This window comes from Niallia yueguangensis, from assembly GCF_052663115.1.
The window spans coordinates 335,513-345,366 of the sequence record NZ_JBQTCX010000002.1 but is presented as its reverse complement, the minus strand read 5'-3'; the positions used below and the strand labels follow the sequence as shown (position 1 = coordinate 345,366).

Here is a 9,854-nt window from a genome sequence, read left to right as displayed (position 1 = left end):
TTGGGGTCTCGTCTTTCTCGCATTCCCACAGGAGTCACGTGTATTCAGTCTGCTGAGTATTTCCTCTCCCATTTTTTTACGTAAAAAACAACAAACTTTGAGAAAACAGCCATAAAAAAGAGAACAATCCTTTCCTACAAAAGTAAGCAACTGTTCTTCTTGATCTAAAACTAAGTTAGTAAATGCCATATGCTCGCTTACTCGTAGCCAGATAATTTACGGTTATCCGTTAGAAACTTACAGGCACTATTCCTGTTATTATACGAGAAAATTATTTTTTTAGACATTATGGATTATAAAGGAAGTAAGCTAGATTGAAAACAAATATTTTACGAAAGTCGAAAGTTCCAATAAAAAATCCAACAAATTTCGAGTCACACAATCACTATTTAAATCTTGACATTCTTTGCATCTTAAAATATATTTAGTTGTACATACAAAATAGAAATATTTACTTCTTATATTTTTTATACACAACCAAAATTTATCTAAGAAATTGGAGTGCCAACCAAATGGATACAAGCATAAAATCAACGAAGTTTTATTACGGATGGGTTGTTGTGGCTATTACGTTTATTACCTTATTAATATCGGCAGGTATTCGTTCGATGCCAAGTATTCTTATTCTTCCTTTTGAAGAAGAGTTCGGATGGAGCCGCGGCGGAATTTCCAGCGTTATATCATTTGGAATCTTTTTATACGGGTTGGTAGGACCATTTTCAGCATCATTATTGCAACGATTTGGGATAAGAAGAGTGATCGTGATTTCTTTAGCCATTTTAGCAATCAGTCTTTCTCTTACACCGTTGATGACATCTTTATGGCAATTTCAACTATTATGGGGATTTGTTTCAGGTCTTGCGACAGGAATGATGGCAAATGTACTTGGCGTAACGATTAGCAATAACTGGTTTGTTAAACGGCAAGGCTTTGTCATAGGATTATTGACAGCAAGTGCTGCTACCGGACAATTATTATTTCTGCCATTGCTTGCAAAAATTATTGAGGTTGCCGGATGGAAGTATTCTGTTTTTACAGCAGTAGCAGTTATTTTATTAGTCCTTTTGCTTGTTGCCATCTGGATGCGCAACCATCCGTATGATATAGGTGTCCCAGCTTATGGAGCTAATGAACTGGCAAAACCAACTGTATTAAAAGGAAACTCTTTTCTTGCACCAATAAACGCCTTGCGTTTTGCAGTTAAAAACACTACTTTTTGGATTTTATCAGCTACATTCTTTTTCTGTGGCTTCTCGACAAACGGCTTGATTGGCACCCATCTTATTGCTGCAGGCCATGATCACGGGATAGCACAAGTAACCGCTGCAGGGCTGCTTGCTTTTATGGGCATTTTCGACTTGATTGGAACAACATTTTCCGGTTGGCTGTCAGACAGGTACGATAGTCGCAAACTGTTATTCTGGTATTACGGATTACGTGGAATCTCTCTGCTGTTTTTACCATTTGCTCTTAATAGCAATCACATGATGCTGATTATTTTCTCCGTCTTTTACGGTCTTGATTGGATTGCGACTGTTCCTCCAACCGTTAAACTTGCATCACAAGAGTTCGGTAAAGAAAAAGCAGGCATGATCTTTGGCTGGATTGTTGTCGCCCATCAAATTGGTGCTTCAACTGCTGCATACAGCGCTGGATTATTAAGAGAAGTACTTGGCAGTTATACCGTACCATTTGTTGCTGCTGGACTCGTTTGTTTAATAGCAGCATTAATGGCTTTAAAAATTTCAAAAGTACGAGAACAGCAATCATTGAATGTGTAACTCTTTTCTTGTATTAATTGACAAAACGAAGAAATTACTTTACATTTTTTGTTGTACAAACAAAACTTTTATGGAAAATCGCCCCTCGTATTTACCATCTAACAGGAAATGAGGGCAGATTCTAACCTAATAAAGGCGGCGTGAGCGAAGCCACTCCAATCTTAATAAGGATAAAAACCAACTACAGAGCACCATCACTCGTTTTTTTCCAATAAAGTTGGCGAAGCTCCGGCCCCTTTTCATAAAAACTCCCATGGAGGCGCATGTATAATGGATGAACACTTTCTTCACAATTGCCTATTTTTTACTGCTAACCGATTAAGCCGAGCTATCACAAAAATGGCGGAAGAAGAATTTGCTTCGACCGGATTAACCCCAATGTATGGATATATTATTCGACTCGTTAACGGAAATCCAGGTATTTCTCAAAAGGAATTAGCGGAAAAGTTATCTATTACTGCTTCTACTACTACTCGTTTTATTGACAAATTAGAAGGAAAACAATTAGTGGAAAGAAAAGGGAAAGGGAAAACAGTAGAAATATTTCCAACCGAAAAAGGAAAAGAATTAGAACCAATCGTTCGTCAAGCATCTAAAAATTTACTAACACGGTATGAAGCAATTTTAGGCAAAGAATTATCAGAAAAAGTGAAAACGGAAATTGAAAAAACTAGTGATAAATTAGAACAGGAACATAATTAGAAAAGCGGAAGCACCTGCCTGTAGACAAAATCTATTTTATAGACTTTGTCCACAGGCTTTTTTATGTCGAATTCGCGATAAACTTCGCTGGAGAACTGTCGCACACTAAAAGAAGGAATAAAAACTACACTCTATCATCTACAAGAAGATGCAGCAAATAAGAAATTCCGTGAATTCTTTAAACATATCTACTAGTTGGGAATTAGCTACAATTTTAGAAGAAGAACGTAATTTTTATCTGTATGAAAAAATGGGCTACATCAGAACAGGTGTTAATAAGAAATTGAACGAAAATACAACCCTTATATTTTATAAAAAAGATTGTTAAACCACTTTAGATTATTCAAGAAACGGGCGCAATAAATGAATAATGGCTTAATTGCTCATAATAATTCTGAGCAACTGAGCTAATTTTTATAAGAAGAAATGGTTCTTTTTTGATCTTATAGCTTTTCTGTATGTTCTTTAATCGTTGAGACAATTTTTTCAAATGTATATTTATGATTTACAACATCGACTGTAAAGTCTTGTTCCTCATCTATTCCCATTGTCCATCTGTAATGATTTATTTTCAAAAACACAATGAGTGCGGCAAGAGATGTTCTTTTGTTCGCATTGTGGAAAGCATGATTTTTAGCGATTGATTCAAATAATGCTGCTGCTTTTTCATATATAGATGGATAAGCATCCCGACCAAATACTGATTGCTTTGGTCGGTTAATCGCAGAGTCAAGTAGGCCTGGATCTTTTACACCTATTTGTTCTTTTGGTGAGAATAGACGAATTTGCACCGTATTGATCGCGATTACTTGATTGGTCGTTAAATAAACGATTTTGTCCATCATCTATCAACTAACCCTTTAAATGCTTTGTCATGCTCTTTTATTACATCGTTAAGAAGCTCCATAAATTCAGCATCTACTCCGTCTGGAAGATGTAGTTTTTCTTTCTTTTGTAAAATGATCTTTCCATCTTGTACTTCGACTTGTACGTCATCTCCTTGAGCTAACCCTACTTGCTTTAATAACTCAGGAGGTAGTGTGATTCCAATACTATTTCCTATCTTTGTAACTTTTCTTTCAATTTGCTCCACAAATTTCACGCCCCTTTGTTATAACTGTTATAACAATTATAACATAATATACTCTATTCTCAATGAGCTAGGTCTCCAAGATATTATATATTCAGCAAACGGGCACTATTATGGAGTTATACAGGTAGGAAATGAGCAAACTTTTTTAGAATAGAAACTTAAAACTTCTAGGTAAGAATCCATTTTGATCAAGTTTTTTTCAAAATGGATTCTTTTTAACTACCGTAAAAATGTGTGTTCAAACGATATTTTTTATCAAGCTTTATTGCAAAGCAACATCTATCCACTTCAATATTAGGAATTATTTCGATTTGTATACTTCCGATGCTCCCTCTCAAAAATACATTTCACTTCTTATTGGGCAGATATCTGCCAATCAAAAGGATCTTTTAATTTGCTCCATTCCTCATTAAACTCATCAGCTGTAAGCAAACAATCATCTAATTCCTTTTTAATAAAATCCACATCCAAGTCGATTCCAATAAACACAAGTTTTGTATGGCGGTCCCCGTATTCTTCATCCCAAGTTTCTTGAAGTTGAGGATTATTTCGGATTAGTTCTTTTTGTTGAGCTTCTGGAAGTGAAGCAACCCAATAAGAAATCGGCTCAATGTTAACAGAAGGCCCCGCCTGAGATAACAGCAATGCTAAATTGTTGCGGCTTGCACACCAGACAATCCCTTTCGCTCGAACAATTTGCAAAGGCATAGAGTTGCACCAATTATTGAAGCGCTCTGAATGAAAAGGTCTTTTATTATAATAAACAAACGAAGAGATGCCGTATTCCTCCGTTTCTGGCGTATGGTCAGCCGGTCCAATATTCAGCTCTTTCAGCCAGCCTGCTGATTCACTTGCTTTATCAAAATCAAATAAGTTTGTATTTAATATTTCTTTAGGATCAACAACACTATTAACTGTACGAATGATCTTTGCTGAAGGCTGCAAGGTTCTTATCACTTTTTCCAGCTTTGTTAGATCCTCCGCTGCGACTAAATCGCATTTATTTAAAACTAACACATCGCAAAATTCAATTTGATCAATTAATAAATCAGCAATATTGCGAATATCGTCTTCTCCAACTGCTTCCTTGCGATCCAGCAAAGAATCGCCTGACTCAAAATCATGCCAAAAACGGTTCGCATCGACTACTGTCACCATCGTATCCAATTTGCAAAATTTTGTTAAGTCAATCCCCAGTTCTTCATCAATATAAGAGAATGTTTGAGCTACAGGAACTGGCTCACTAATGCCGGATGATTCAATTAAGATGTAATCAATATCCCCCAGTTTTGCCAGCCTTTCCACTTCTACCAGCAAATCTTCCCGTAAAGTACAGCAAATGCAGCCATTCGACATTTCGACCAGCTTTTCTTCTGTTCGAGAAAAACCGCCTTGCTTTTGAACTAATTCGCTGTCAATATTTACTTCGCTCATATCATTCACAATAACGGCAACCTTAAGACCTTCACGATTATGTAAAATATAATTCATTAAAGTTGTTTTACCAGCTCCTAAATAACCGCTTAAAACTGTCACTGGAATCTTTTTCATTTGATCCACCCTTTTCTATTAAAAGAATCTAAAAGCATAAAAATACTACATCCAAACTATCCATACCGATTGATAATCTGGCTACGAAACAAATATAAATGACAATTTATTATCCTTTAATTTATGCTTACTTCTCTGCAATTCCGTACAATCAATCCATTTCATTCGATTGCACCTTTCCTTTATCACTCGATCAATTTCAGCTTGTGCCTCATTCATCGCATCTATAATGGCTAAAATATCAACTGAAAAATGGACTGCTGCTTCTTTAAAAGGCGATTTTTCATTCATGAGCTGAATAAAATGCGTCTCATTTAACGCGACTTCCTCTAATTCATTTTCTCTACTTTCAATATATTGATAAATTTCTCTCTTTTTAGCCGGCAAGTTCTTAACAGCACTTCGAAGTAAAAATTCAATTAAAATTGGATTTATTGAATTCATGCTCCAAACCTCCAGATTTTCTGACATAAACTTCAGCCGCCAAATTCCTTCATTTAGCAGCTGACCCTAGAATACGTTTTACCAGCTCGACTTTTTTACTCCTGGAATTTGCCCCTTATGAGCATATTCTCTAAAGGCAATCCGAGACATTTTGAACTTTCTTAAAAATCCTCTTGGTCTACCCGTCACTTCACATCTGTTCTTTAGGCGCGTCGGCGACGAATCTCTTGGTAGTTTTCTAAGTGCTTCGTAGTCCCCTTTTTCTTTAAGCTCCATTCGAAGTGCCGCATATTTCTCTACCATTTCTTGACGTTTCTTTTCTTTTACTACTTTTGATTTTTTTGCCACTATCCTTTACCTCCTTTAATATTAAGAAAAGCGGAAGCGCCTTGACCAGTCCCGAAGAAAAATGTTCTCTTGGCTCAAAAAGTGCTTTTTACTTTTAGAGACAAGAGGTTATCTTTCCAGGGGCTAGGTGCTGGCCGGCTAAATGCGCCACGTTCTGTGGCGACGCCGGCACTAGTACATCCTGTACGTCGGAGCTAGACACTCATCTAACTTGAACTTATAAATTCTGTTATTTAACCAAAGCGAAATGATTACGATTTATAATTCATACTAAAAGAAACCTTTCCCTAATCTTATTTCGTCTCACGGTGCAAAGTACGTTTTTTCAAACGCGGGCAATACTTCATCAGTTCAATACGATCTGGGTTGTTTCTTTTATTTTTCGTTGTAATGTAATTTCTATCTCCTGTTTCTGTACATGCTAATGTAATGGTAACTCTCATGTTTTTTCCTCCTTAGATTTTTTCAGACTATAACAATTCTGTTAAAATTACTAATACCTTTCTTAAATCGTAATTATTACGATTTATTCATCAAAAAATATTAACTACTTTAACAGAACCCATTAATTAATATTATCAATTTTTAATTATAATTAAATATATAATTATTTGCAACATTTAAGTTACTTAAACATTGATTTTTATCCTATCGCCCTTATAATAAACTGTAATGATTACGATTTACAAAGGAGCAATAATGATGAAAACGACTATTCAGTTACCTAATAAGTTGGAACGCCACCGCCATTTCGGTTCGGTGGATCCAATAAAAAATAGAACAAAACCAGAAGAAAAAGAAAATATGACAGATCTGCAGAACACGCCAAAAGACTATTTTTTCGAAATTGATCATGTTGGGATATCTAATGTTTCTCATCCTATCAACATTACTTCTTCTATGGAACCTAATCTGCAAACAACAATAGGAACCTTTACTATTACTACTAATCTTGTTCGTGATCGCAAGGGAATTAACATGAGCAGACTTACAGAATTATTGCAAGAATACTATGAACACGGCTGGATCCTTGACATGGATTTCCTTCAAGCATTTACGAAGGAAATCGCGGAAAGAATGAGCCAACATAAATCTTCTCTTTCCGTTTCCTTTCCTTGGTATTATGAAAGAAAAGCTCCTGTGACAAGTAAAAAGGGATTTATGCATTCTTCCGTTTCTTTGGAAACTAGCTATGATCAAGAAAAAGGCTGGAAATCATTTATTGGACTTGAAGCTGCTGTCACTACTTTATGTCCTTGCTCAAAGGAAATTAGCGAATATAGTGCCCATAACCAAAGAGGCATCGTAAAAATTAAGGTAGAATTACATCCTTCTACTCCATGGCCATCGGATATAAAAAAAGAATTGCTTAACGTGGCAGAATCAAATGCAAGTTCTATGCTTCACCCTGTCCTTAAAAGACCTGATGAAAAGAAGGTAACAGAGCAAGCCTATGAAAACCCTCGTTTTGTTGAAGACTTCATTCGTCTTATTGCTGCCGACTTATATGAATTAGATTGGGTAAAATCTTTTGACATCGAATGCCGAAACGAAGAATCGATTCATCTACATGATGCTTATGCAAGGCTTTCTTTTGACAAAGACTGATTTTGTTTTTTCGTGTAGTGACGTGTTTATTTGCAGAATGCAAAAAAGAAATAATTTGAACTTGTTTATTTATAAGTTTTTTCAAATACCGACAAAAATTATATAAAATTATTACTAAGTAATGTTTACCTACATTAATAAAAGAGACGGGGCTGTCCCAAAGGGGAAAATCCATTGAAAATTGAAAATCAAGAATGTTGATATATCAGTATTCTTGAACATAAAAAGTGGCAGCCAATAGCCGAAAAATCGACTAATTGGACAGCCCCGTCTCTTATTTATTTTAATAAATAGGACTGCTATTTATATTGTACTTACACTTCTTAACTGCAAATACACTTCTTTTAAAGATTCCTTTGTCATCGTGACAGGGTTGTTTTGCATATTAGGTGCAAAGCTGTTTTCCACAAGACTGTTTAATTGTTCTTCTGTAAGGACCCCAGCGTCTTCCAATGTCATTTTTAAGCCCATTTCTTTTTTCATTTCATCTATTTTATCTGCCAATTCTTCCGCATTTTTAAAACCAAGTCGTTGGCTGAAAGCGTTAAGTCGTTCAGCTTCTGGTCCATTGCTGTTAATTCTCCAGAAGGAAGGCAATGTCATAGCACATGCCTCACCATGTGGTACTCCAAAATCTTGAGTTAGTGGATAAGAACAAGCATGTGCAGCGGCTGTTTGTGTTAAATTAAAAGCCATGCCAGCTGTAACAGATGCCTCACTCATTTTTGCTCTAGCCTCCATATTTTCTGGTTCATGATAGGCTTTTAATAAGTACTGAAAGACAAGGGATGCAGCTCTTTCTGCTGCCATATCTGTAAAGGGCTGATGCTTTTTACCATAGTATGCTTCTAATGAATGTGCCAAAACATCAATTCCACTTATTGCAGTAACAGAAGGAGGACAAGTAACCGTTAATTCAGGATCTATAAGTGCATATACTGGATAGAAGTAATCGCTGGCAATCGGTGCTTTTACATCATTTTCTGTATCTGTCAATACAGAAACAGTTGTAACTTCGCTTGCCGTTCCTGAGGTTGTTGGAATTGCGATAAATGGAATGCCAGGCTCGTCAACTGGTCGTTTCTTTGAAAAGTAATCTGCGGTTCCATATGGCGTTTTTGCTACAAAGCATGCCACCTTTGCACAGTCCATAACGCTTCCGCCCCCAAGTGCAATGGCAAAATCACATTGTTTTTCACGAATGGCCTCTGCACAGTCATCCGTATTTTTAACGGTTGGATTTGGTTGGATATCAGAAAAAACAGCAACAATTTTCCCTTCTGAACTATCCATAATCTCTTGTGCAATTCCGCTTCGCACCATAGAAGGAGCACTAATTAGTATTCCTCTTTCAACATTCATTTGTTTTAGAATCTCTGATATTTTTTTTATTTTCCCAACTCCAAAGTCAATAGGTACAGGCTGCTTATAAAAGAAATTTTCCATTCTTTTACTCCCTCTCTTTCTATATTTTATTCATTCAGCCCCATCTCTTCTTTGAAAAAAATATATTTTTCTAGATATGTAGAAATGAGGCTGTAATTTATCTTATCTTAATTCGAAATTAACGCTTTGTCTGTAAATAAGTACTCTTTCTCAAAAATATCCATTGCTTCATTTATTTCTTGTTCCGAAATAATCAATGGAGGAGCAATAATGACGCTGGATTCATGTGAATACGTATAGAATCCGTGTTCTCCTAACAAGCCAACAAAATTCTTCATTAGTCCGACTTTAGCTTTGCCATAATCCATTCCGTAAGAAATAACCAGTTCTCCAGTCGTCTTGTCTTTTACAAGTTCCACTGCAGCAAAGAGTCCAATATGACGTACTTCACCTACTGAATCATACTTGCAAAGTTGATCAAGTCGTTTTGCAAGGATTTGTCCAATCTCTTCAGCATTTTCAATGATTTTCTCTTCTTTATATACATCAAGAGTTGCATTCCCAATTTGTGTAGAGACAGTATGTCCGTTGTAAGTTAATCCTGTCATAAGAACATTTTCATCAAAGTAGTTTGCGATTTTTTCACATACAATACCTTTGTCATATTGCTTGGAGCAGCTTCAATGATTTTTTTTGCTAGTTCCGTTTTGCTATTCACGAAAATATGAGCCTCGTGATAACATAAAATAATTATCTGATTTATTAAAATATAATGTATATTTCGTTTACTTACATTAGTCAAAGTGTCAGTAATTAATAGCTGCTCATTTTACATTAAACTACACTCTTGGCAGCTAAAGGCTTATTATAAGAAAAATGCAAGCGCCTTGCTCAGCCCCGAAGAAAAATGTTCACATGACTCAAAAAGTGCTTTTTACTTT

General features: G+C 35.8%; 12 protein-coding genes, 1 pseudogene and 1 riboswitch. Of the genes and pseudogenes, 4 read left to right on the top strand and 9 right to left on the bottom strand.

The window, feature by feature from the left end; all coding sequences use genetic code 11:
* Positions 1-189 (bottom strand): hypothetical protein (locus ACTYA4_RS03260; protein ID WP_445505510.1); only part of this gene is annotated, 189 nt, incomplete at its 3' end.
* A riboswitch (purine riboswitch) is annotated at positions 185-286 on the bottom strand. Its footprint overlaps the gene before it by 5 nt.
* A 226-nt stretch (positions 287-512) precedes the next feature.
* Between ACTYA4_RS03260 and ACTYA4_RS03255 the strand changes: the two genes are divergently transcribed.
* The 3 genes and pseudogenes from ACTYA4_RS03255 to ACTYA4_RS03245 form a co-directional block, all read left to right on the top strand.
* Positions 513-1,781, top strand: coding sequence for an MFS transporter (locus ACTYA4_RS03255; protein ID WP_443481943.1), 1,269 nt, complete (start codon positions 513-515; stop codon positions 1,779-1,781).
* 270 nt (positions 1,782-2,051) lie between these two features.
* The gene (locus ACTYA4_RS03250; protein ID WP_443481944.1) at positions 2,052-2,483 is read left to right on the top strand and encodes a MarR family winged helix-turn-helix transcriptional regulator; all 432 of its coding nucleotides are present in this window, start codon (positions 2,052-2,054) and stop codon (positions 2,481-2,483) included.
* Positions 2,484-2,673: 190 nt separating this feature from the next.
* Positions 2,674-2,811, top strand: a pseudogene (locus ACTYA4_RS03245) (GNAT family N-acetyltransferase); the annotation flags it as partial.
* Between the two features lie 115 nt (positions 2,812-2,926).
* Here ACTYA4_RS03245 and ACTYA4_RS03240 read toward each other — a convergent pair.
* The 6 genes from ACTYA4_RS03240 to rpmG form a co-directional block, all read right to left on the bottom strand.
* Positions 2,927-3,328, bottom strand: a complete 402-nt coding sequence (locus ACTYA4_RS03240) for a type II toxin-antitoxin system death-on-curing family toxin (RefSeq protein ID WP_443481945.1) — start codon at positions 3,326-3,328, stop codon at positions 2,927-2,929.
* Complete coding sequence (locus ACTYA4_RS03235; protein WP_443481946.1) at positions 3,325-3,576, bottom strand: AbrB/MazE/SpoVT family DNA-binding domain-containing protein; 252 nt, start codon at positions 3,574-3,576, stop codon at positions 3,325-3,327. The genes ACTYA4_RS03240 and ACTYA4_RS03235 overlap by 4 nt, the downstream gene beginning before the upstream one ends.
* Positions 3,577-3,930: 354 nt before the next feature.
* Positions 3,931-5,127 (bottom strand): GTP-binding protein, encoded by a 1,197-nt coding sequence (locus tag ACTYA4_RS03230; protein WP_443481947.1) that lies wholly within the window; start codon positions 5,125-5,127, stop codon positions 3,931-3,933.
* An 81-nt stretch (positions 5,128-5,208) separates the two neighbouring features.
* Positions 5,209-5,571 carry a hypothetical protein gene (locus ACTYA4_RS03225; RefSeq protein ID WP_443481948.1) on the bottom strand — a complete coding sequence of 121 codons (363 nt, stop codon included), beginning with the start codon at positions 5,569-5,571 and terminating at the stop codon, positions 5,209-5,211.
* Between the two features lie 78 nt (positions 5,572-5,649).
* Positions 5,650-5,919 (bottom strand): 30S ribosomal protein S14, encoded by a 270-nt coding sequence (gene rpsN / locus ACTYA4_RS03220; RefSeq protein ID WP_443481949.1) that lies wholly within the window; start codon positions 5,917-5,919, stop codon positions 5,650-5,652.
* Between the two features lie 293 nt (positions 5,920-6,212).
* Positions 6,213-6,362 carry a 50S ribosomal protein L33 gene (gene rpmG / locus ACTYA4_RS03215; protein ID WP_101178087.1) on the bottom strand — a complete coding sequence of 50 codons (150 nt, stop codon included), beginning with the start codon at positions 6,360-6,362 and terminating at the stop codon, positions 6,213-6,215.
* 259 nt (positions 6,363-6,621) lie between these two features.
* Here rpmG and folE2 point away from each other — a divergent pair, with 259 nt between their 5' ends.
* Positions 6,622-7,527 (top strand): GTP cyclohydrolase FolE2, encoded by a 906-nt coding sequence (gene folE2 / locus ACTYA4_RS03210; RefSeq protein ID WP_443482013.1) that lies wholly within the window; start codon positions 6,622-6,624, stop codon positions 7,525-7,527.
* A gap of 303 nt (positions 7,528-7,830) precedes the next feature.
* Here the strand turns inward: folE2 and ACTYA4_RS03205 are convergent, their stop codons facing one another.
* Together ACTYA4_RS03205 and ACTYA4_RS03200 are read right to left on the bottom strand one after the other, a co-directional pair.
* Positions 7,831-8,973, bottom strand: coding sequence for an iron-containing alcohol dehydrogenase family protein (locus ACTYA4_RS03205; RefSeq protein ID WP_445505509.1), 1,143 nt, complete (start codon positions 8,971-8,973; stop codon positions 7,831-7,833).
* 107 nt (positions 8,974-9,080) lie between these two features.
* Positions 9,081-9,521: an aminotransferase class III-fold pyridoxal phosphate-dependent enzyme gene (locus ACTYA4_RS03200; protein ID WP_445505508.1), complete on the bottom strand. Its 441-nt coding sequence runs from the start codon at positions 9,519-9,521 to the stop codon at positions 9,081-9,083.
* Between the last annotated feature and the right edge of the window lie 333 nt (positions 9,522-9,854).

Coding starts and splice junctions, on each gene's coding strand:
- ACTYA4_RS03200 (WP_445505508.1), bottom strand. CDS start 9,521: ATGACAGGATTAACTTACAACGGACATACTGTCTCTACACAAATTGGG.
- rpmG (WP_101178087.1), bottom strand. CDS start 6,362: ATGAGAGTTACCATTACATTAGCATGTACAGAAACAGGAGATAGAAAT.
- ACTYA4_RS03250 (WP_443481944.1), top strand. CDS start 2,052: ATGGATGAACACTTTCTTCACAATTGCCTATTTTTTACTGCTAACCGA.
- ACTYA4_RS03240 (WP_443481945.1), bottom strand. CDS start 3,328: ATGATGGACAAAATCGTTTATTTAACGACCAATCAAGTAATCGCGATC.
- ACTYA4_RS03205 (WP_445505509.1), bottom strand. CDS start 8,973: ATGGAAAATTTCTTTTATAAGCAGCCTGTACCTATTGACTTTGGAGTT.
- ACTYA4_RS03225 (WP_443481948.1), bottom strand. CDS start 5,571: ATGAATTCAATAAATCCAATTTTAATTGAATTTTTACTTCGAAGTGCT.
- folE2 (WP_443482013.1), top strand. CDS start 6,622: ATGAAAACGACTATTCAGTTACCTAATAAGTTGGAACGCCACCGCCAT.
- ACTYA4_RS03255 (WP_443481943.1), top strand. CDS start 513: ATGGATACAAGCATAAAATCAACGAAGTTTTATTACGGATGGGTTGTT.
- ACTYA4_RS03230 (WP_443481947.1), bottom strand. CDS start 5,127: ATGAAAAAGATTCCAGTGACAGTTTTAAGCGGTTATTTAGGAGCTGGT.